Annotated in this window: 18 protein-coding genes; 6 read left to right on the forward strand and 12 right to left on the reverse strand. The window is 73.6% G+C overall.

Going from position 1 to position 20889, the window contains the following annotated elements; all coding sequences use genetic code 11:
• Nucleotides 1-60 precede the first annotated feature (60 nt).
• The 3 genes from OG802_RS15590 to OG802_RS15600 all read right to left on the reverse strand — a co-directional run bounded on the left by OG802_RS15590 (nt 61) and on the right by OG802_RS15600 (nt 2723).
• Nucleotides 61-1386, reverse strand: coding sequence for an MFS transporter (locus OG802_RS15590; RefSeq protein ID WP_329411095.1), 1326 nt, complete (start codon nt 1384-1386; stop codon nt 61-63).
• 131 nt (nt 1387-1517) lie between these two features.
• Nucleotides 1518-2147: a class I SAM-dependent methyltransferase gene (locus OG802_RS15595; protein ID WP_329411097.1), complete on the reverse strand. Its 630-nt coding sequence runs from the start codon at nt 2145-2147 to the stop codon at nt 1518-1520.
• Nucleotides 2148-2222: 75 nt separating this feature from the next.
• A complete protein-coding gene (locus OG802_RS15600; protein WP_329411098.1) occupies nt 2223-2723 on the reverse strand; it encodes a glycine-rich domain-containing protein in 501 nt (166 codons plus the stop codon).
• Nucleotides 2724-3044: 321 nt separating this feature from the next.
• On the opposite strand from OG802_RS15600, the gene OG802_RS15605 reads away from it, so the two are divergent.
• Complete coding sequence (locus tag OG802_RS15605; RefSeq protein WP_329411100.1) at nt 3045-3818, forward strand: helix-turn-helix domain-containing protein; 774 nt, start codon at nt 3045-3047, stop codon at nt 3816-3818.
• Between the two features lie 163 nt (nt 3819-3981).
• Nucleotides 3982-5034 carry a GlxA family transcriptional regulator gene (locus OG802_RS15610; RefSeq protein ID WP_329411101.1) on the forward strand — a complete coding sequence of 351 codons (1053 nt, stop codon included), beginning with the start codon at nt 3982-3984 and terminating at the stop codon, nt 5032-5034.
• Between the two features lie 1297 nt (nt 5035-6331).
• Here the strand turns inward: OG802_RS15610 and OG802_RS15620 are convergent.
• The 3 genes from OG802_RS15620 to OG802_RS15630 form a co-directional block, all read right to left on the reverse strand.
• A complete protein-coding gene (locus OG802_RS15620; RefSeq protein ID WP_329411102.1) occupies nt 6332-7381 on the reverse strand; it encodes a Zn-dependent alcohol dehydrogenase in 1050 nt (349 codons plus the stop codon).
• 19 nt (nt 7382-7400) lie between these two features.
• Complete coding sequence (locus OG802_RS15625; protein ID WP_329411104.1) at nt 7401-8549, reverse strand: acyl-CoA dehydrogenase family protein; 1149 nt, start codon at nt 8547-8549, stop codon at nt 7401-7403.
• A 105-nt stretch (nt 8550-8654) separates the two neighbouring features.
• Nucleotides 8655-9569 carry an SDR family oxidoreductase gene (locus OG802_RS15630; protein ID WP_329411105.1) on the reverse strand — a complete coding sequence of 305 codons (915 nt, stop codon included), beginning with the start codon at nt 9567-9569 and terminating at the stop codon, nt 8655-8657.
• Between the two features lie 103 nt (nt 9570-9672).
• Between OG802_RS15630 and OG802_RS15635 the strand changes: the two genes are divergently transcribed.
• Nucleotides 9673-10599: a cyclase family protein gene (locus tag OG802_RS15635; protein WP_329411107.1), complete on the forward strand. Its 927-nt coding sequence runs from the start codon at nt 9673-9675 to the stop codon at nt 10597-10599.
• A gap of 501 nt (nt 10600-11100) precedes the next feature.
• Here the strand turns inward: OG802_RS15635 and OG802_RS15640 are convergent.
• The 4 genes from OG802_RS15640 to OG802_RS15655 form a co-directional block, all read right to left on the reverse strand.
• Complete coding sequence (locus OG802_RS15640) at nt 11101-11613, reverse strand: ATP-binding protein (protein ID WP_329417089.1); 513 nt, start codon at nt 11611-11613, stop codon at nt 11101-11103.
• Nucleotides 11614-12145: 532 nt separating this feature from the next.
• Nucleotides 12146-13045: an acyl-CoA dehydrogenase family protein gene (locus OG802_RS15645; RefSeq protein ID WP_329411108.1), complete on the reverse strand. Its 900-nt coding sequence runs from the start codon at nt 13043-13045 to the stop codon at nt 12146-12148.
• A 9-nt stretch (nt 13046-13054) separates the two neighbouring features.
• Nucleotides 13055-14191: an acyl-CoA dehydrogenase family protein gene (locus OG802_RS15650; protein WP_329411109.1), complete on the reverse strand. Its 1137-nt coding sequence runs from the start codon at nt 14189-14191 to the stop codon at nt 13055-13057.
• 32 nt (nt 14192-14223) lie between these two features.
• A complete protein-coding gene (locus tag OG802_RS15655; protein ID WP_329411110.1) occupies nt 14224-15420 on the reverse strand; it encodes an amidohydrolase family protein in 1197 nt (398 codons plus the stop codon).
• 187 nt (nt 15421-15607) lie between these two features.
• On the opposite strand from OG802_RS15655, the gene OG802_RS15660 reads away from it, so the two are divergent.
• Nucleotides 15608-17182, forward strand: a complete 1575-nt coding sequence (locus OG802_RS15660; protein ID WP_329411111.1) for a class I adenylate-forming enzyme family protein — start codon at nt 15608-15610, stop codon at nt 17180-17182.
• On the opposite strand, the gene OG802_RS15665 is transcribed toward OG802_RS15660, so the two are convergent.
• Both OG802_RS15665 and OG802_RS15670 read right to left on the reverse strand, forming a co-directional pair.
• Entirely contained in the window at nt 17166-17678 is a 513-nt protein-coding gene (locus OG802_RS15665) for an EF-hand domain-containing protein (protein WP_329411113.1), read from the reverse strand. The genes OG802_RS15660 and OG802_RS15665 overlap by 17 nt on opposite strands.
• Nucleotides 17679-17934: 256 nt before the next feature.
• On the reverse strand, nt 17935-18315 hold the full coding sequence (locus OG802_RS15670; protein ID WP_109000295.1) for an STAS domain-containing protein: 381 nt from the start codon (nt 18313-18315) through the stop codon (nt 17935-17937).
• A gap of 334 nt (nt 18316-18649) precedes the next feature.
• Between OG802_RS15670 and OG802_RS15675 the strand changes: the two genes are divergently transcribed.
• Together OG802_RS15675 and OG802_RS15680 are read left to right on the forward strand one after the other, a co-directional pair.
• Nucleotides 18650-19240 (forward strand): sigma-70 family RNA polymerase sigma factor, encoded by a 591-nt coding sequence (locus OG802_RS15675; protein WP_329411115.1) that lies wholly within the window; start codon nt 18650-18652, stop codon nt 19238-19240.
• A gap of 173 nt (nt 19241-19413) precedes the next feature.
• Complete coding sequence (locus OG802_RS15680) at nt 19414-20796, forward strand: zf-HC2 domain-containing protein (RefSeq protein WP_329417090.1); 1383 nt, start codon at nt 19414-19416, stop codon at nt 20794-20796.
• Nucleotides 20797-20889 lie beyond the last annotated feature (93 nt).

Here is a 20889-nt window from a genome sequence, read left to right on the forward strand (position 1 = left end):
CCACCGGCGGGTTGCGCACCCGCCGCCTCCCCTTTCCCCTTCCCCCCTCCCCCGGCGTCGTCAGGCAGTGGCCGGTGCCGGGAGGCCGTGGGTGGTGGCGGGCCTGCGCCGGATGACCAGCGCCATCAGCGCGGCGGCGGCGCACAGCGCCCCGGAGCCGTACCAGACCACGTCGTACGAGCCGAACGCGTCACGGGCCACGCCGCCCAGGAAGGCCACCAGGGCCGCGCCCACCTGGTGCGAGGCCAGGACCCAGCCGAAGACGATCGCGCTGTCCTCGCCGTAGTGCTCGCGGCACAGCGCGAGGGTGGGCGGCACGGTCGCCACCCAGTCCAGGCCGTAGAAGACGATGAAGAAGATCATCGGAGGGTGGACCGAAGGGGCCAGCAGCATGGGCAGGAACAGCAGCGAGACGCCGCGCAGCGCGTAGTACACCGCGAGGAGCCGGCGCGCCTCGAAACGGTCGGTGAACCAGCCGGAGGCGATGGTGCCGACCACGTCGAACACCCCGACGACGGCGAGCAGCGAGGCCGCCGCCGTGACCGGCATCCCGTGGTCGTGGGCGGCCGGTACGAAGTGGGTCTGCACGAGGCCGTTCGTCGAGGCGCCGCAGATGGCGAAGGTGCCGGCCAGCAGCCAGAAGGGGCCCGTGCGCACCGCGGAGGCCAGCACCCGCAGCGTGCGGCGGGCGGCGCCCGGCACCGGCGCGGGCTTGGGGACGAACTCCCGCGCGCCGTAGGGCTTCTGGCCGACGTCGGCCGGATGGTCCCGCAGCAGCAGCCAGACGAAGGGGACGACGGCGAGCGCGGCCAGCGCGACGGTCACCGCGGCCGGTCGCCAGTCGTAGCGCGTGACCGTCCACGACAGCAGCGGCAGGAAGATCAGCTGGCCGGAGGCGGAGGCCGCGGTGAGGATCCCGCTGACCAGGCCCCGCCGCTCGGTGAACCACCGGTTGGTGACCGTCGCGGCGAACGCGAGCGCCATCGAGCCCGAGCCGAGCCCCACGAGCAGGCCCCAGTACAGCATCAGCTGCCAGGCGGCCGTCATCCACACCGTCAGCAGCGAGCCGACGGAGATCACGGTCAGCGCCGCGGCGACGACGCGGCGGATGCCGAAGCGGTCCATCAGCGCCGCCGCGAAGGGCGCGGTCAGCCCGTACAGCGCCAGGTTGACCGAGACGGCCGCCCCGATCGTGCCGCGCGACCAGCCGAACTCCGCGTGCAGGGGGTCGATGAGCAGGCCGGGGAGCGAGCGGAAGGCGGCCGCTCCGATGATCGTGACGAAGGTGACGGCGGCGACGAACCAGGCCCGGTGGACACGGGGGCGGGACGGTCCGTCCTGCTGGGGTCGCCCTGCCGCCGCGGGCGTTTCGGTTGTCTGAGTCACGACAACGAGCTTCGGCCACCCGCGCGCACGCGACGAGTGGCCCGAAAGACAGCATTCACTAGGATCGGGCCATGGGTGCCGACGAGCGCCCCACCTCGGGGCGGCACGCGAGGCAGACGTTCAGGGCGCGGTCAGGCCGCCGAGGCACGGAGGAGCATCGTGCCCACGGCTCGGCCCGCCGGCGGATCGATGAGGGACACCCTCACATCACGGAAGCCGTGGCCCGTCAGCATGCGAGTCCACTCGTCCGGGGTGTGGTCGTGTCGCAGTCCGGCTGTGCCGAAGCCGGGCCGCTGACCGCCCGGGGGCAGGTGCGAGAAGGCCAGGATGCCGCCCGGCGCCATGCGGGAGCGGATCAGCGGGAGCAGGGTGTCCGGCTCGACGAACCACACGGCACCGAAGATCGAGAGGATCACGTCGAACGTCTCGTCCGTCTCGGTCAGGTACGCCGTCGCCTCGGCCGTACGGAACGCCAGGCCCGGCAGACGGCCCCAGCGCTCCGTCGCGACCGCCTCGCGGGCGGGAGCGACGTCGACCCCCCGGCCTGTCGCCCCGAGCGTCACGAGGTGTGCAAGGTTGCCACCGCTCCCCGAGCCGAGTTCCAGAACCCTGCGTCCGGCCAGCGGACCCAGCACGCCTTCGTCCGGCCCGTGATCGGCGTACTGGGTCCAGTTCAGCCAGGTCGTCCGCCCCCTGGCGTTCACGGACCTGCGCGGCTCGCTTCCCACGGCGTACCTGTCCCAGGACTCGGCCAATGACATGCGGTGATCCTTTCCGGCAGAGGGGCCCGCCCTCAACGTACGGGGGCGGGGCCCCAACTCACTTGCTGCTCAGCACTACCTGGGCGAGTCGTGACACCCGGCGTGGCACTGGTTGCAGTCGGCCGCGCTCTCCATGCCCCACAGGCCGGGGTCGATCTCGAACCCGGCCGCCTTGATGGCCTTGATCGTCTCCTCCAGGACGAGCGGGCCGCCGCTCTTGGGATCACGCCCGTCCCGCGTTACCTTGCCGTCGGTCACGCACAGACCCCCGACCCCCGCCCCCGGAAGCTCCGGTACGTGGTGGATGTACCGGCCGAAGTGCCGGTTGGTGAAGTGGTGGTACGGGATCGAGTCGAGCATGAACGAGTGCCACGCCTCGTCCACCTGCTTGGGCGGACCCATGAGAAGGTCCGGGTTCTCACCGCACGTGACCAGGTAGGCGATGGCCTGTCCGAACTTGGTCTCGGCCAGTTCGCGCGTGTTCTCCGGGTTGCGGAGGAGGAGGGCCACCTGCCGCTCCCAGACGTCCGGCGTGACGTATGCCTTCGGGTCGCGGATCACTACTGCCGTGCTCATGCTGGCTTGCCTCCACGCAATTGGGGGTCCGTGTTGCTCCGGTCATGTCGCCCACCCCTGCACTTGGGGCACAGGCACGGCGGCATCAGGCCGGTAGCGAGGGGTTCCCCGCCCTCACCCTCGTACAGGGTTCGCGGCTTGGTCTGAGTGCCGTCGGCTCTCACCGTGTAAGCGCTGATGCGGATGGACATGACGTCCATGTTCCGGACAGGCCATGCCCATTGCGGCGACGTTCAAGGCGTCCCTCGGGCGTCTTGTCGGCGTCCCCCCGAAGGCGTCAAACCGGTGTCATTGAAGGCGTGGCGTGGCTACTCTCGGATCGTGACGACTACGGCAGAGCGTGGGCGAAACCCCAACGACGTGCTGACCTCCGTACGCAAGTCGATGAACCTCAGCCAAGACGAGTTCGCCCGGGGCTTACGTGACGCAGGCGAGGAGTTGGGTGAGCCGAACGACGCCTCCAAGCGACTCGTGCAACGCTGGGAGTCCGGGGAGACCAGGACATGCCGCCCGCTGTACGCGCGGGCACTGAAGCAGCTCACCGGCCGCACCCCCGAGTCATTGGGGTTCGCGATCCCGATGGCACGCGTCCACTCGGACGGGGCAGGAGGCCACGACATGGAGGCTGGGGAAGTCGGCACGGCCGACGCTGTCACAAGCCCTGAGCCGGAGCCGCAGAGCGAGTACGCGGGCATCTGGCTGTCCCGGTACGAGTTCTACTCGTCCAGCCGTGACGAGACGTTCGACTGCAAGCACCACATCGTGATCGTTCAGCACGGCAACCGGCTGACAGCCCAGAGCCTGCCCGGGGCGTCGACCAACCCTGACAGCCCGTTGTCCCTGGACCTCACCGTGGACCGGAACGTCGTCACCGGTACGTGGACCGAGCAGACGGCGGCTGACGGGTACTACCAGGGCGCCCGGTACCACGGTGCGATTCAGCTGCTCATCGAGCCGACGGGCCGACGCATGGCGGGCAAGTGGGTCGGGTTCGGCAAGGATTTCGATGTGAACACGGGCCCGTGGGAGCTGCGCCTGCTCGACCGATCGGCAGGCCGCGCGAGCATCGAACGGTACTCGACCACACCGGAGTGAGGGACCCGGGCGCTCCCTTGTGGGACCGCCTTGTACGGGAGCCCCGCCGAAACCGGGCCTGCCGCCGCGGGCGTTTCGGTTGTCTGAGTCACGACAATGAGCTTCGGCCACCCGCGCGCACGCGACGAGTGGCCCGAAAGACAGCATTCGCTAGGATCGGGCCATGGCTGTCGATGAGGTCTCCTTCCGTCCGCACCGGGTCGTCGTCCTCGCGCTCGACGGTCTGCTGCCCTTCGAGCTGGGCATCCCGCACCGCATCTTCGGCCGCCCGAGGGACGCCCGGGGCCGGCCGCTGTACGAGGTCGTCACGTGCTCCGTGCGGCCGCCGGGTCCCGTCGAGACGGACGCGGACTTCGCCGTCGACGTCGCGCACGGCCCCGAGGCCCTGGCCACCGCCGACACCGTGATCGTGCCGGCCTCCTACGAGCTGGGCCCGGTCTTCGAGCAGGGCGTCCTGACCGACGAGCTCGCCGCGGCGCTCGCCCGGATCCGGCCCGGCACGCGCCTCGCCTCCATCTGCACCGGCGTGTACGTCCTCGCCGCGGCCGGTCTCCTCGACGGCCGGCCCGCCACCACGCACTGGGCCGACGCCGACCGGCTCCAGCGGCTCTTCCCGCGCATCGACGTCGACCCGGACGTGCTGTTCATCGACGACGGCGACGTGCTCACCTCGGCGGGCGTGGCCGCGGGGATCGACCTGTGCCTGCACATGGTGCGCCGCGACCACGGCACGGCCGTCGCCAACGACGTCGCCCGCCGCACCGTCGTGCCCCCGCACCGCGACGGCGGCCAGGCGCAGTACATCGAGCGCCCGGTGCCCGACCCGCGGCAGGCGACCACGACCGCCGCGCGCGCCTGGGCGCTGGACCGCCTGCACGAGCCGATCCAACTGCGCGACATGGCCGAGCAGGAGGCGATGTCGGTGCGGACGTTCACCCGCCGCTTCCGCGAGGAGGCCGGGATCAGTCCGGGTCAGTGGCTCACCCGGCAGCGCGTCGAACGGGCCCGGCAGCTGCTGGAGTCCAGCGACCTGTCCGTGGACCGGATCGCCCGCGACGCCGGGTTCGGCACCGCCCAGTCGATGCGCCAGCACCTACAGGCGGCCCTCGGGGTCACCCCCACCGCGTACCGCCGCACCTTCCGCACCGGCGGCGCCTCCCCGCGGACCGGGGACACCGCCCTCCAGGGCCACGGCAGGGCGGCCGTCCCGCGGTGACCGGGCCTCCCTGCGCACCTCGCCCGCCCAGCCGACGACGGTCAGCGCCAGGGTCAGCCCCACGCCAGCGAGCACGGCCGTGGACGGCGCCACCACGTCCAGCAGGAGGCCCGCTAGGGAGCCCGTGGCCGCGTAACCCGCGCCCGCCGCCGCGTACATGACCGAGTAGCCCGCCGCCAGGGCCTGCGGCGGGAGGACCTCGCGCAGGGCCAGGTTGCGGGTGAGCATGGCCGCCGACTGGAGCGTGCCGCCCACGACCAGCGCCACGCAGATCCCGGCCCTGCCCGGGGACAGCGCGGCCGCCGTCACGCACCCGGCCACCCCGGCCATCAGCACCGCACTGCGGGTGCGCAGCCGGCCCGGCCAGGCGCGCAGTCCGTGGACGAACCCGCCGACCCCGCCGCCCACGGCCATCCCGGTCAGCAGCGGCCCGGACCAGCCGACGCCGACGCCGCGCTGTTCGAGCAGCGCGGGCAGCACGAGTTCGGCGAGCCCGAGCAGGGCGAGACTGGCCGCGCCCGTGACGTAGACCGGCCAGGCTCCGGCCAACAGCCGCAGCAGCCGGCCGCCGGCGGGCCCCGCCCCGCCCACGCCGTCCCCGCCCCAGGCGGCCGGAAGCAGCCACAGGCCCGCGACCGACGACCCCATCAGCGCGGCCGCCGTCAGCAGGGGGACGCGTGGCGCGACGCCGAGGGCCAGCCCGGCGACCGCGGCCGGGGAGAGGGCCCACACCCCGGCCGTCAGCATCGACTCCACCGACAGCGCCTGTGCCGTCGCCCCTTCGGGGACCAGCGAGGTGAGCAGGGTGCGCAGACCCCCGGTGGCGGCGGCCGGGGCGGCGCCGGCCACGACGGCGAACCCGCACAGGACCGCCGGATGCGCGTCCGGGAGCGCGCCGAGCCCCGCGAAGCCGACGGCGCCGCAGGCCAGGCCCCCGGCCAGGTGCGCACGGGCGCGCTCGTGGCGCAGCCGCAGGCCGAGCACGGGGGCGCCCACGATCTCACCGGCGACGTAGGCCGCCGCGAGGACGGCTCCGAGGGTGTACCCGCCCGGCCGCTCGCGCACCAGGAACACCAGCGCCAGCGGGGCCATGGCGACCGGCATGCGGGCGCCGACGGCGGTACAGGCCCAGGTCAGGACCTGCCGTGAGGCGACGTCGCGGTAGCTCATGACCCGACCGTAGGGGGCGGCGCCGACATCGTCCCAGAGGTTTTCCGCAGCCTGTGGACAACTCGGTGGACCTCTTCAACGGGCCCTGGAAATCGCCGTCTCTCCGGGAGCCACGGATCCGGTGGTGTCAGAACGTCAGTACCGCGCGGGCCACCCGGCCCGCCTTCGCGTCCGTCGCGGCCTTCTCGAAGTCCTCCACCGGGTAGGTCCGCGTGACGAGTTCGTCGAGCAGCAGCCGGCCCTCGCGGTACAGCTGGGTGTACAGGGCGACGTCCCGCTGGGGGCGTGAGGCTCCGTAGCGGCAGCCCAGGATCGACTTGTCCAGGAACAGGGAGGAGACGAGGAAGGACGCCTCGGCGGTCGCCGGCGGCACCCCCAGCAGCACCGCCTGGCCGTGCCGGTCGAGCAGGTCGACGGCCGTGCGGATCAGCTCGACGCGGCCCACGCACTCGAAGACGTGGTCCGCGCCCGTCGGCAGCACGTCCCGCACGCCGTCCGCCGACGTCAGGAAGTGGGTGGCCCCGAACTGCCGCGCCGCCGCCTCCTTCGCCGGGTTGGCGTCGACGGCGACGATCCGGGACGCGCCCGCGATCCGCGCGCCCTGGAGCACGTTGAGCCCGATGCCGCCCGTGCCGATGACGACGACGCTCTCCCCGTGGCCCACCCGCGCGCGGTTGAGCACCGCCCCGACCCCGGTCAGCACCCCGCAGCCGATCAGCGCGGCGGACGCGAGCGGGACGTCGTCGGGGATGCGGACCGCCTGCACCGCCCTGACGACGGTCCGCTCGGCGAAGGCGGAGTTGGCCGCGAACTGGAACAGCGGCCGTCCCGCGCGCGTGAACGGCTTCCCCGGCCGCCCGATGGCCTGCCGGCACATCGTCGGGCGGCCCCGGTCGCACTCCGCGCAGGCGCCGCAGTTGGCGAGCGTGGACAGGGCGACATGGTCGCCCGGCACGACGTGGGAGACCCCCGCGCCGACCGCCTCCACCACCCCCGCGCCCTCGTGCCCGAGGACGACGGGCGTCGGGAAGGGGATCGTCCCGTCGACGACCGACAGGTCGCTGTGGCACAGCCCGGCCGCCGCGACCGCGACGAGCACCTCGCCCGGCCCCGGCGCGCGCACCTCCAGATCGTCGACGACCTCGGCCCGCTCCCCGTCGAACACCACGCCACGCATCACGCTGCTCCCCTCCGCCTCATCCCTTGGGTTGCCTGGGCAGACCGAGCACGCGCTCGGCGATGATCGTGCGCTGGACCTGGTCCGAGCCGCCGTAGATCGTGTCGGCCCGCGAGAACAGGAACAGGTGCTGGGCGTCGTCGAGTTCGTAGGGCGCGGCGGGCGACCAGTCCGCCGGGCCGGCGCTCGCCGCCGCCCCGCGCACCAGCACCGCCGTCTCCCCCAGCCGCTGGTGCCAGCCCGCCCACAGCAGTTTGGCCACGCTCGGCGCGCCGGGCCCGCCCGAACCGCCCAGCGTGCGCAGCGCGTTCCACCGCATGGTGCGCAACTCCGCCCACAGCCGCACCAGCCGTTCGCGGACGACGGGGTCGTCGGCCGCGCCGCACGCCACGGCCGTGCGCACCACCCGCGCCAGTTCCTCGGCGAAGCCGATCTGCTGGGCGAGCGTGGACACCCCGCGTTCGAAGCCGAGGAGGCTCATCGCGACCCGCCAGCCGTCGCCCTCCGCGCCGACGACGTGCTCGGCCCGCGCGTGGGCGCCGTCGAAGAACACCTCGTTGAAGTCGCTGGTGCCGGTGAGCTGCCGGATGGGCCGCACCTCGATCCGGCCGGGCTGGTCCATGGGCAGCAGCAGGAAGGTGAGCCCGTGGTGGCGTGCGGACCGGGGGTCGGTGCGCGCGAGCACGAAGCACCAGTCGGCCTCGTGGGCGAGGGACGTCCAGATCTTCTGCCCGGTGATCCGGTAGGACCGTCCGTCGGGGGCGCGTTCCGCGCGCGTGCGCACGCCGGCGAGGTCGGATCCCGCGGCGGGTTCGCTGTATCCCTGGCACCACAGTTCGGCGCCGGCGGCGATCGGCGGCAGGAAGCGCGTCCTCTGCTCCGCCGTGCCGTGGGCGAGGAGGGTGGGCGCCAGGAGGTTCTCCCCGATGTGCCCGGAGCGGGGCGGGGCGCCCGAGCGGGCGTACTCCTCGGCCCAGGCGACCTGCTGGGTGAGGGTCGCGGTCCGGTTGCCGTATCCGTCCTCCCCCCACCCCATCCCGATCCGGCCCGCCGCGCCGAGGACGCCCTCCCAGGCGCGGCGGTCGCCGGCCCGCGGGACGTGCTCGGCGAGCCAGGCCCTGGCCTCGGCCCGGAACTCCTCGTCCTGGGGACTCGATCCGAAATCCACGGCACCGCCTCACGTCATGGGCAAGCTGCCCGGCTCAAGGGGGGCGCGGGGAACCGCGCGACCGGCCGCAGAGGACCCGCGCCCGAAGGACCACGGCGAGCAGGCTCAGGCGTTGGGGCGGTTCCCCTCGCGGGCGGCCCGGGCCATCTCCTCCAGCCGTGCGAGCATCGGCATGGGGTCCACTCCGACGGTGCGGGGCAGCACGTCGGCGATCCGCTCCGGCGTCCAGGGGCCCCCTTCGGCGTAGGCCGAGCGCAGTTCCCTGGGCTGCGCCCACACGGCGATCCTGGGCCCCGCGACGGTGTAGACCTGCCCGGTGACCCCGGCCTCGCGCGCGCGGTCCGACAGCAGGTAGACCACGAAGGCGGCCACGTCCTCGGGCTCGCCCATCTCGGCGAGTTCCATGGGGACGCCGGCCGACATGCGCGTCCGGGCCACGGGGGCCACCGCGTTGGCCGTCACGCCGTACTTGTGCAGGCCCAGCGCGGCGCTGCGCACGAGCGAGATGATCCCGCCCTTGGCGGCGCTGTAGTTGGCCTGGGACACGGAGCCCTGGTGGTTGCCGCTGGTGAAGCCGATGAGGGTGCCGGAGCGCTGCTCGCGCATCACCGCGGACGCGGCCCGGAACACCGTGAACGTGCCCTTGAGGTGGGTGGCGACGACCGGGTCCCACTCCTGCTCGGACATGTTGAACAGCATGCGCTCGCGCAGGATCCCGGCCACGCACACGACTCCGTCGAGCCGTCCGTACGTCCGCAGTGCCGTGTCCACGACGCGCCGGCCGCCCGCCATCGTGGAGACGTCGTCGGCGACGGCGACCGCCTCCCCGCCCGCCGCCTCGATCTCCTTGACGACGGCCTCGGCGATCTCGCTGGTGGGCGCGGCCCCGTCCACGCCGACGCCGTAGTCGTTGACGACGACCCGTGCGCCGTGCGCCGCCGCCGCGAGCGCCACCGCCCGTCCGATGCCCCGTCCCGCGCCCGTGACGGCGACGGTCCTGCCGGCCAGGAAGTTCGCCATGCCCGACCCCCTCCCAAAGTTTCTGACGGACCGTTAGATTCTGGCTGCGAGGACCAGACTGACCTGTCGGAGGGTCGGGGACAAGCCCCGGGGAGGCACGGAAATGACACTGCCGGCCGAGTTCCACGACATCGCCGAACGCGTCAACAACTGGGGGCGCTGGGGGGCCGACGACGAGATCGGCACGCTGAACCTGATCACCGACGACGTCGTGCGCGCCGCGGCCGCCGAGGTGCGCACCGGCCGGCGCGTTCCGCTGGCGCTGCCGCTGCGGGAGGACGGCGTGCAGACCGGGCTGATCCCCGGCCGGGTCAACCCGCTGCACGCCATGGTGCAGATCAACCAGGAGATCTTCGGGCCGGGCACGGTGGCGTGCAGCGACGACGCCGTGACGATGGGCCTTCAGGCCGGCACGCACTGGGACGCGCTGTCCCACGTGTCGCACTCGGGCAGGCTCTACAACGGCCGCCCGGCCGCCACGATCACGGCGCACGGGGGAGCCGCGTTCGGCGGCATCGACAAGGCGCCGCACGTCGTCTCGCGCGGGGTGCTGCTCGACGTGGCACGCGCGCGGGGCGTCGACCGGCTGGCGGGCGGTCACGCGGTCACCCCGGAGGACCTGGACGCGGCGGAGGACCTGGCGGGCACGCGCGTGCGTGCCGGGGACGTGGTGCTCGTGCGCACCGGGCAGATCCAGGTCTGTCTGAGCGGCGACCGGCACGGGTACGGCTTTCCGTCGCCGGGGCTGTCCGTCCGCACGCCGGAGTGGTTCCACGCCCGTGACGTGGCCGCCGTCGCGAACGACACGCTGACGTTCGAGATCTTCCCGCCGGAGATCGAGGACCTGTGGCTGCCCGTGCACGCGCTGCACCTGGTGGAGATGGGGATGATGCAGGGCCAGAACTGGAATCTCGAAAAGTTGTCCACAGCCTGTGGAGAAACCGGCCGTTACGCCTTCCTGCTGTCGGCGATGCCCGAGCCGTTCGTCGGCGCGACGGGAACCCCGGTGGCGCCGGTGGCCGTGCTCTGAGGGCTCCAGGGGCGGGTTCCAGGGGTGGGATCCAGGAGTGGGATCCAGGGGTGGGATCCAGAGGGGCGGGCGCGGTGGGCGGACCGCGCGAGGACGTCGGCCGGCGGTGCGCGGCCGCCCGCCCCGAGCACGGCACCGCACACCGCCATCCGACTCCGGCGTTCCCCCCCGGCTCCCCTTGGCCCTGAGGAAGCCGTCGACGCCGAATCGCGACCCACGCTCGGCAAGGGCTTCCGTCACCGAAGCCCTCGCCGTCCCCTCACGGCGAATCGCTGCCCACAAGCGTGATCAAACGGACACCGGACGTCAACACCCGGACGGCGATTTGTTACTTACGTCCGATTCACAGTGGGCGCGCACGGAAGCACGGCCGGGCGCACCGTTCCCGGACGGAGGGAGGACCGGCAGCGCCTTCCGCATCCGCGCACCGCGCCCCGCCGGGCGTTTCCCGGCCGTGCGCCGCACCGGGCACACGGCCCGCGCGCGTGCGCCGACGGCCCGTCACACCACCTCGTAGGCGAGGCCTCCGTAGGCCGGCGCGGGCTTCGGGCGCACCGCGAGGGCGCGTTCGGCCACGACCGGGCACTCGGTGACGCCGCTGCGGTCCGCCGACTTCCGGCCCGGCGCGCCGCAGCGGTCCAGCTCGCACCAGATGCGCTTGCCCGCGCCCTCGACGCTCCAGCCCCAGCGGTCCGCGAGCCCGTCGACGAGGGCCAGGCCGCGGCCGCCGGTCGACTCGTCGCCGGCGCACCGGGGCACCGGGGCTCGGTCGCTGGCGTCCGCGACCTCCAGGCGGACGACGGAGGGCTCGCCCGCGACGGCGGGCAGGGAGAGCCGCAGCACCGCCGGACAGCCGGTGTGCACCACGGCGTTGGTGACCAGCTCGGAGACGAGCAGGATCAGCGTCTCGGCGAGCGGCTCCTCGTCCTCTATCCCGGACCCGGCGAGGCGCGAACGGGCCCACCTGCGGGCGCGCCCCACCTCAGCGGGGTCGGGCCGGATCTCCAGCTGCACTTGAAGCACCTGCACCGCTCACACCATCCGAACCGGCGGACACATGGCCGTGCGCCAGGCGAACCACGCGAGTCGCGTGGGCACCATGACGACGGGGGCCACGATCGTAGCCATTTTCTGCATGGCCAGAACAACAGCCAGAGGCAGGGTGACGGAACGTGAATCCCTGAGGAGACAGCTTGGTTGACATACAGTCACCCCAACAAGCGCTTCGGGCATATTCCATCGCGAAGGAGTACCCGTGCGGCATACTGTGCGACGCTCGTTGCGGGGAGTCGAACAGGCGGGGGCCCACGGCCCGTCCGCCCTGCGAGCGGCAGCGCGCACCGCCGGATCCGGCACCGCCCCGGGGGCACCGCCGGCATGGCTCATGCTCGGAACCACTCGCATCCCACAGAAGGTACCGGAGCCGCCCGCCGACTCCGGGCCGTGACGGGTCACGCATCGGACACAACCCGGTCTCGACGCTCCGTGACGGCGTTCTGCCACGATCCGCGACATCCGCGCGGACGTCCGCCCGCCGGGCCGACCGTCACCGCAGGCAGGCCCCCTGACGGTCCGTCGCGGCCAGCAGATCCCGGGCGAGCAGCTCCTCACTCTCGGTGCCGCCGCCCGCACGGCGGGTGCGCACCCAGGCCCGTTTCAGCAGCAGATGGACGTCCGCCTCCCAGGTGAAGCCCATTCCGCCGTGCACCTGGAGGCAGTCGCGCGCGCCGCGCACGGCGGCCTCGTCGGCGAGCAGCCGGGCCGCCGCGATGTCGGCCGGGTCGCCGGTGACGGCGGCCGCGTAGACGGCGGCGCGGGCCGTCTCGACCCGCACCAGCGCCTCCGCGCACAGATGCTTGATCGCCTGGAAGGCCCCGACCGGCCGGCCGAACTGCTCACGCGCCCGGGCGTGTTGCACGGCCAGTTCGCACGCGCGTGTGGCGGTGCCGAGCTGCTCCGCGGCGGTGAGGAGGATCGCGACGGGATCGGCCGCCCCGCGCGCGGGGACGGTGTGCAGCGGGGTCAGCGGGTCCACGCTGTCCAGCGGCACGGCGCCGGCGGCGTCGCCGCGCACGACGTCCGCCCCGGCGAGCCATTCCACCAGGCCGCCGCCGTCGACGGCGGCGACGACCGTCTCCCCCTCGGCCGCGCCGGGCACCTCTCCCGCCGCGAGGTGCGTGGCCAGCAGCGGGCCCGGCAGCAGGGCCCGGCCGGCCTCCTCGAAGACCAACGCCGCCTCCGGCAGCCCGAGTCCCACTCCGCCGTCGGCCTCGGGCAGCCGCAGCGCGAAGAACCCGGCGGCGCCCAGCTCGCGCCACAGCGCCCGGTCCAGGCGCCCCGGCCGGTCCACGGCGGCCCGCAGGGCCTCCCGGTCGAAGCGGCGCCCCAGCAGGGCGCGTACGCCCTCACGCAGCGCCCGCTGGTCGTCCGTCGGTCGAAAGCGCATGGCGGACGCTCACCTCCCCTTCGGCAGTCCCAGGATCCGTTCGGCCACGATGTCGCGCTGGATCTGCGAGGTGCCGGCCGCGATGGTGTACGACAGCGAGGACAGCCGGTCGCGGACCCAGGGGTGGCCGAGGTCCAGCGCCGTGTCGCCCAGGACCTCGGCGGCGGCGTCGTACAGGTCCTGGCGGGCCTGCGAGTACCGCAGCTTGAACACCGAGCCGCCCACGCCGGGCACTCCACCGCGGGCGGCCTGCGCCTCGCTCACGTTCCACTGCGTCAGCCGCCACAGCGCCCGGAACTCGGCGTTGAGGCGGCCCAGCCGGCGGCGCAGGGCCGGGTCGCCCCAGCGTCCGTCGCGGCGGGCCCGCGCGGCCAGTTCGCCCAGCACGCGCCGGCAGGCGACGACCTCGCCCACGAAGGCGGTGCCGCGCTCGAAGGACAGCGTCACCATCGTGACCCGCCAGCCGTCGTTCTCCGCGCCCACCCGGTTGCCGACCGGCACCCGCACCTCGTCGAGGAAGACCTCGGCGAACTCGGTGGAGCCGGCGAGGGTGCGCAGCGGCCGTACGGTGACGCCCGGGGCGTCCATGCGCATGGCCAGCCAGGTGATGCCTTCGTGCTTCGGCGCCCGCGGGTCCGTGCGGACGAGGAGTTCGCACCAGTCGGCGACCTCCGCGTGCGAGGTCCAGATCTTGGACCCGCTCACGACGTAGTGGTCGCCGTCGCGCCACGCGCGCGTGCGCAGGGCCGCGAGGTCGGAGCCGGCGCCGGGCTCGCTGAAGCCCTGGCACCAGACCTCCTCGCCGCGCAGGACGGGCGGCAGCCAGCGGGCCCGCTGTTCGGCCGTCCCCTCGGCGGCGATCGTCGGCCCGGCGTGCAGCAGGCCGACGAATCCGGCCCCCACGTAGGGCGCGCCCGCCCGCTCCGTCTCCTCCAGGAAGATCAGCCGGACGCCGGGCGAGGCCTGCCAGTGCACGTCGGCGTATCCGGCGTCGTACAGGGTCCGCTGCCAGCCGAGGTCGTAGGCGCGGCGGCCGGGCCAGTCGTCCGGGGAGGGCTTCGGCGGGAGCGCGGGCAGGGTCTTGGCGAGCCATTCGCGCAGCCGGGCCCGGAACTCGGCGTCCTCGGGGCTGTCCGAGAGGTCCATGGTCCTCGTCCCTCCTTCGGGCGCCGGGCCGGCTACTTGTCAAGGTCCAGGTCGAGCATGCGGATCGCGTTGCCCCGCATCAGCTTGTAGACCGTCTCGTCGTCGAGGCCCTTGACGTGGTCGAGGGCGACTTCCTTGGTGTGCGGGAACGTCGAGTCCACGTGCGGGTAGTCGGTCTCGAAGGTCGCGTTGTCGCGTCCGACCGCGTCCAGCGAGGCGACGCCGTGCTTGTCGCGGAAGAAGCAGCAGAAGATCTGCCGGTAGTAGTACGTCGACGGCGGCTCGGGCACGAGGTCGCGGACGCCGCCCCACGCGCGGTGCTCCTCCCAGACGTCGTCGGCGCGCTCCAGGGCGTACGGGATCCAGCCCATCTGGCCCTCGGAGTAGGCGAGCTTGAGGCGCGGGAAGCGGACCAGGACGCCGCTGAAGAGGTAGTCCATCATCGACGCCATGGCGTTGTTGAACGACAGGGACGCCTGGACGGCCGGGGGCGCGTCCGGTGAGGCGGCGGGCATCTGCGACGACGAGCCGATGTGCATGTTGACGACCGTGCCGGTCTCCTCGCACACCGCGAAGAACGGGTCCCAGTAGCCCGAGTGGATCGACGGCAGCCCGAGGTGGCTGGGGATCTCGGAGAAGGTCACGGCGCGCACCCCGCGGGCCGCGTTGCGCCGGATCTCGGCGACCGCCAGGCCGACGTCCCACAGCGGGATCAGGCACAGTGGGATCAGCCGGCCGCCGCTGCCGCCGCACCACTCCTCGACCATCCAGTCGTTGTAGGCGCGCACACAGGCGAGGGCGACCTCCTTGTCGTGCGCCTCGGCGAAGGTCTGCCCGCAGAAGCGGGGGAAGGACGGGAAGCACAGCGAGGCCTCGACGTGGTTGAGGTCCATGTCGGCCAGCCGGGCCTTCGGGTCCCAGCAGCCGCGGCGCATCTCCTCGCGGGTGATGCCCTCCAGGGTCATCTCGTCGCGGTCGAAGCCGACGGCGGCGATGTTGCGCTTGTACGGGAACTTCAGGTCCTCGTAGACCCACCAGTCGGTGGGCGGGCCGTCCGGGTCCATGGTGATGCGGTACTTCCCGGCGACGTAGGCGAGTTCGCCGATCCCGGCGGTGAGGGGCTGCGGCCCCCGGTCCCGGTACTTGCGCGGCAGCCAGGTCGCGAAGAGGTGCGCGGGCTCGATCACATGGTCGTCGACGCTGACGATGCGCGGCAGTTCGGTGCTCATGGCTTCCCCTCCGCCCGGCGGCGCGCCGGCCGTCCGGCGCGCTGTCCGCAACGCGATCTGATGGACCGTCAGATGCGGTTGCTCCCCGCAGGCTAGTCCGCGACCCCTGGACCGACAAGGCGACCGGCCCTACGCTCTGCCGAAAATCTGACGATCCGTCAGTTGACCGCCAGGCCAGGGGGCCGCCGTGACCGACACCGCCACCGCCACCGCCACCGCCACCGCCCACGAGCTGAGCGGCTCGCGCACGCTGTGGGAACTGCTCGTCCGCCGCGCCGTCCTCACCCCCGGCCGCCGGGTCCTCCTCCAGGAGGAGCGCGCCCTGACCTTCGGCGAGCTGCGCGAGCGGGCCGAACGCACGGCCGCCGGGCTGTACGGCATGGGCGTGCGCCCCGGCACGGTCGTCGCCTGGCAGCTGCCCACCCGCCTGGAGACCGCCGTCCTGTCCTTCGCCCTGGCCCGGCTCGGGGCCGTGCAGTCGCCCGTCATCCCGTTCTACCGCGACCGCGAGGTCGGCTTCGCGCTGCGCGAGTCGAAGGCGGAGTTCTTCGCCGTGCCGGGCGTCTGGCGCGGCCACGACCACACCGAGATGGCCCGGCGGCTGGGCGCGAAGGGCGTCTTCGAGGCCTACGACGACCTGCCCGACGGGGATCCGGCCGTCCTCCCGCCGCCGCCCGCCGACGGCGGCGCGGTGCGCTGGATCTACTGGACCTCGGGCACCACCTCCGACCCCAAGGGCGTCCTGCACACCGACCGTTCGCTGATCGCGGGCGGCTCCTGCCTCGCCCACGCGCTGCGGCTGACCCCGGACGACGTCGGCTCGATGGCGTTCCCCTACGCCCACATCGCCGGGCCCGACTACACCGTCATGCTGCTGCTGTACGGCTTCCCGGCGGTGATGTTCGAGCATTTCGCGCTGCCGGACGCGCTGGAGGAGTACCGGCGGCACGGGGTCACGGTCGCGGGCGGTTCGACGGCGTTCTACTCGATGTTCCTCGCCGAGCAGCGCAAGCGGCCGGGCGTCCCCGTGATCCCCACGCTACGGCTGCTCGCGGGCGGCGGCGCGCCCAAGCCGCCCGAGGTGTACCACGCCGTCGTGCGCGAGATGGGCGTGCAGCTCACCCACGGGTACGGGATGACGGAGGTGCCGATGATCACCATGGGGTCGCCCGACGACACCGCGGACCACCTCGCGACGACCGAGGGGCGGCCCCCCGCGGGCATGGAGATACGCGTCGTGGACGGGGAGGTGCGGCTGCGCGGGGAGGCCGTGTGCCAGGGATACCTGGACCCCGCGCAGAGCGCGGAGGCGTTCGACGCGGACGGCTTCCTGCGCACCGGCGACCTCGGGCGGCTGACCGGCGGCGGGCATCTGGTGCTCACCGGGCGGCTGAAGGACGTCATCATCCGCAAGGGGGAGAACGTGTCCGCCAAGGAGATCGAGGACCTGCTGGCCGCCCACCCCGGCGTCGGGGACGTCGCCGTGATCGGCCTGCCCGACGCCGAGCGCGGGGAGCGGGTGTGCGCGGTCGTCGAACAGCCGCCCGGCGCGCGGACGCTGACCCTGGAGGCGGTCGCGTCGTACCTGCGCGCGGCGGGACTCTCCGTGCACAAGCTGCCCGAGCAGCTGGAGCTGGTGGACGCCCTGCCGCGCAACGACACGCTCCGCAAGGTCCTCAAGTACAAGCTGCGCGAACGCTACGCGCGGCCCGCCCGGCCGGCGGCCGCCGGCGATCCGGGGACGGCTATTCGGGGACGGTGAAGTAGCGCGCGAAGGCGGGGACGATCTCCGCCTCGCCGACCTTGCCGTCCGCGTCGGCGTCGAGGACGGCGGCGGCCCCGCGGGCGACCTCGTCGGGCGCTCCGAGGGCGTGCAGCACCCGGACGGTGTCCTCGACCGTGGCCCGGCCGTCGCCGTCGGCGTCCGCGACGTCCAGGGCGGCGTGCAGGAAGGGGCGGGCGATCTCCGCGAACCGCTCCGGGTTGTCCCGCAGGCGCTTGACCGCGCTGTTCACGAACTCGTCCCGGCTGATGCGCTGGTCGCCGTCCCGGTCCGCGATCCCGGCCATGCCCTGCCAGAACGCCTCGGCCCCCGCGTACAGCGCCTGCCCCTTGTCGGAGCGGGCCGCGGTCGAGAACTCCGCGAGCACCGCCTTGGCCGCGGCGGCGAAGTCCACGCGGTCGATGTAGCCGTTGCCGTCCTGGTCGAAGGTGGCGAACCGGGCGGCGATCCTGCGCTCGTACTCACTGCTGACCATGTCTGCTCGGGCCGCCTTACGTCGTCACGTCGTGGGGTGGGTGGTGATGCCTCCGGGCCTCGCGTCCGGGAGGGTTCCCGGCCGGTGCCTGCCCAAAGGGTTTCCCGGCCGTGTCCGGAGGGTTTTCCGGCGCGCGGACGGGAGTGCTTCCGGCAGGGAGCGTACGACGCCGGGGACGTCCGGGCGGCCGGAAGGCGACACCTGTGGCGAGACCGGAGGAATTCCGGGACACACGTGTGGCCCGGCGGGCCACGGCTCACGCCGAGAGGGGCTCGGTCCCGTCGTCCACGGCGTCGGCGAGATCGCCGTAGACGTCGAACAGACGGCGCACGCCCAGCGCGCCGAGTACCCGGTTGACGTGGGAGCCGTCGGCCGCGCCGTGCGCGGGGAGGATCAGCCGCAGCCGTCCCCGGCAGGAGCGGATCAGCCTGCGGGCCGCGATCAGCACGCCGACGCCGCTGGAGTCGCAGAAGTACACGTCGGAGAGGTCCAGGACGAGACTGTGGCGGCCCTCGGCCACCTCGTCGTGCACCCGTTGCCGCAGCACGGGCGACGTCACCAGGTCCAGCTCGCCGGACACGTGGAGCACGGCCCATCCGCCCTGCTCGCCGCCGGTCACCGTGAAGGCCACCACCACGCCCTTTGTTCGCTGTAGCTGGCTGGGAACGGAAGCTGTCCCTTCGCTTCCTTGCAGCGCGGCTGCCCAGCGGCCGTGCCCCGAAACACCGGCGTGAAAACAGAAACAAACGGAAAGAGGCTTGTTTCTGTCATATCCAGTCCGGTTCGATCCATGCCTGTCGGGTAGGTGCCGCCCATACCACTCCCTGACGGGCAGGGGGCGCACATTGCAACAAAGGGGCGTGCATTGTCGTACGTGCCGACTACATTCGAGGAGACGGCGGACGCACGCTGGACAGACGCGAGACCGAAGGACGCACGGCCGCAGGGACGGACACGGGTGAGGGGGCCGCATGGCGAAAAAGGACGCACCGCCCCGCTGGGACCGCAAGATGCAGCAGCGGCTCGCGCGCGGTGAGGCGGCCGCCCTCGGCGAGCTCTACGACCGGTTCGCTTCGCTCGTGCACGGTCTCGCCCACTGCGTGCTCGGAGACGAACGAGCGGCCGACGGCATCACCCGCGAGGTCTTCGCCCACGTCTGGGAGCATCCCGACGCCTACGACCCCCGGCAGGGCCCGCTGCGCACCTGGGTCGCCGCGCTGACCCACCGTCTCGCCGTGCAGCAGCTGCGCGCCACGGAGACCGCCGCGCTCGCCGAGACCGGCCGCGGCTCGGCCCAGGCGCGCGAGGAACTGGAGCACCGGGTGCGGCACGCGTCCGTCGCCGCCCGCGCCGACTACATCGTCCAGGCCATGCCCGCGCCCCTGCGCGCCGCCCTGGAACTGGCCTACTTCCAGCGCCGCGACTACCGCCAGACCGCGGCCGACCTCGGCGTCACCGATGACGAGGCGCGCCGCCGGCTCCGCCTGGGCCTCCAACTGCTGTCCACGGCCCACGACACCGCGGCCCCCGGAGCCCCGCCCGGATACGGGGGTGCCGCGTGAGCGACGCGAGCGCCTGGCCGTCGTACGACGGCGGCGACGGTTACGGCGACGACGACCGGACCGGAGGAGGCGAAGGGGGCCGGGGGAGCGAGGGCGGCCAGGACGGGAAGGCCCGGGAGGACGGGAAAGACAGGAACGCCGGGGAAGCCGGGGAAGACAGGGTGTCCACCGGGATGAACGGGCCGGACGACAGCGGACCGGGTGGGCCGGGAGGGCAGAGAGGGCAGGGCGGCCCCGGCGGCGGCGATGGCGGCGGTGACGGCGGTGGCCGGGACGGCGTCTCCGGCTCCGGGTCCGGTCGGCCGCCGCGCATACCGCTGCCCCGCGCGTCCGTCGAGGACGGCGGGCTGCCGCTGCCCGCCGCGCCCGCGCCGGACCTCCCGCAGCCGCTCCGGCTGGAGCACCCGGTCCTCAAGTCGCTGCTGGGCGCATGGGCGTTGGCGGCCTGCTCCGCCGAGGAGACCGCCGCCGTCGAGGAGCACCTCGGGGACTGCGGCGGGTGCGCCGACGAGGCACGGCGGCTGCGCGAGGCGGTCGGCCTGCTGCAACGCCCGGAGAGCCTCGACCTGGACCCGGGTCTGCGCACCCGTGTCATCGACGGCTGCCTGACCCGCCGTCCGCCCCGCATCCCGGTGCCGCGCTGGGCACAGTCGTACGACGCCGAGACCGCGCGGCTGGACGCCCTGCTCCAGGACTTCGGGGACGCCGAGTGGCACGCTCCCGTGCGGCTGCGCTGGTTCCGCGGCCAGGAGGCCGCCAGCCGGCGGACCACGGTCGCCGGGGTCATCGCCCATCTGCTCGCGGTGGACGGACTGGTCGCCCTGGCCCTGGGGCTCGACGACCCGCTGGAGACGGGCGGGGCACGGGACGCTGACGGGGCACGCGGGACGGGCGCGGACCGGCCGGACGCGCCCCCGGGCACCCCCGCGCGCCGCACCGAGGCCTTCTGGGCCGGCTCGCGCTTCCCGCCGACCCGCTCCGTGCGCGGCCCCTGGCGCGAACAGACCCACGCCCTGGTCCGCACGGCGGCCTTCACCGGCGGAGAGGCCGAGGGCGCCATGCCGGTGTCCTACGGCGGCTTCGAACTGCCGCTGCGGGACGCCATGCTGGACCGCGCCTTCGAGTGCTGGGTGCACGCCGAGGACATCGCCGAGGCGGTCGACTACCCGTACGCGCCGCCCGCTCCCCGCCATCTGCACGGCATGATCGACCTGGCCGCCCGGATGCTGCCGGAGACGCTCGCGGCCCGCCGCCGCGCCGGGCTCGCCGCTCCCTCGCACCACACCCGCCACCTGGTGAGCGCCGGCCGCCCCGGCCGCAGCCTGCGGCTGGAGATCGAGGGCTCGGGCGGCGGCCAGTGGCTGATCCCCCTCGACTCACCGGCCGCGGTGGGCTCCGCCGACCACGAGGTGGCCCATGTGGCCCTGGACGACGTGGAGTTCTGCCGCCTCGCCGCGGGCCATGTGTCGCCCGAGGAAGCGGCGGCCGGACAGCTCGGCGACCGCGAGGCGATCCGGGACGTGCTGTTCGCGGCGGCGAGCCTGAGCCGGATGTAGGCGGAGGGGCGGGAGAAGCGGCGGGAGAAGGGGGGCCGGGTCCCGGAACCCGGAGGTGCCGGAATCCGGAGGAGCCCGAACCGGAGGAGCCGG

This window comes from Streptomyces sp. NBC_00704, assembly GCF_036226605.1.
Taxonomy (GTDB): Bacteria; Actinomycetota; Actinomycetes; order Streptomycetales; family Streptomycetaceae; genus Streptomyces.

What these genes read in the sequence shown, in the direction of transcription:
- OG802_RS15595 (WP_329411097.1), bottom strand. Translation starts at nt 2,147, where the DNA reads ATGTCATTGGCCGAGTCCTGGGACAGGTACGCCGTGGGAAGCGAGCCG.
- OG802_RS15600 (WP_329411098.1), bottom strand. Translation starts at nt 2,723, where the DNA reads ATGAGCACGGCAGTAGTGATCCGCGACCCGAAGGCATACGTCACGCCG.
- OG802_RS15610 (WP_329411101.1), top strand. Translation starts at nt 3,982, where the DNA reads ATGGCTGTCGATGAGGTCTCCTTCCGTCCGCACCGGGTCGTCGTCCTC.
- OG802_RS15620 (WP_329411102.1), bottom strand. Translation starts at nt 7,381, where the DNA reads ATGCGTGGCGTGGTGTTCGACGGGGAGCGGGCCGAGGTCGTCGACGAT.
- OG802_RS15630 (WP_329411105.1), bottom strand. Translation starts at nt 9,569, where the DNA reads ATGGCGAACTTCCTGGCCGGCAGGACCGTCGCCGTCACGGGCGCGGGA.
- OG802_RS15635 (WP_329411107.1), top strand. Translation starts at nt 9,673, where the DNA reads ATGACACTGCCGGCCGAGTTCCACGACATCGCCGAACGCGTCAACAAC.
- OG802_RS15645 (WP_329411108.1), bottom strand. Translation starts at nt 13,045, where the DNA reads ATGCGCTTTCGACCGACGGACGACCAGCGGGCGCTGCGTGAGGGCGTA.
- OG802_RS15650 (WP_329411109.1), bottom strand. Translation starts at nt 14,191, where the DNA reads ATGGACCTCTCGGACAGCCCCGAGGACGCCGAGTTCCGGGCCCGGCTG.
- OG802_RS15655 (WP_329411110.1), bottom strand. Translation starts at nt 15,420, where the DNA reads ATGAGCACCGAACTGCCGCGCATCGTCAGCGTCGACGACCATGTGATC.
- OG802_RS15665 (WP_329411113.1), bottom strand. Translation starts at nt 17,678, where the DNA reads ATGGTCAGCAGTGAGTACGAGCGCAGGATCGCCGCCCGGTTCGCCACC.
- OG802_RS15675 (WP_329411115.1), top strand. Translation starts at nt 18,650, where the DNA reads ATGGCGAAAAAGGACGCACCGCCCCGCTGGGACCGCAAGATGCAGCAG.
- OG802_RS15680 (WP_329417090.1), top strand. Translation starts at nt 19,414, where the DNA reads ATGAACGGGCCGGACGACAGCGGACCGGGTGGGCCGGGAGGGCAGAGA.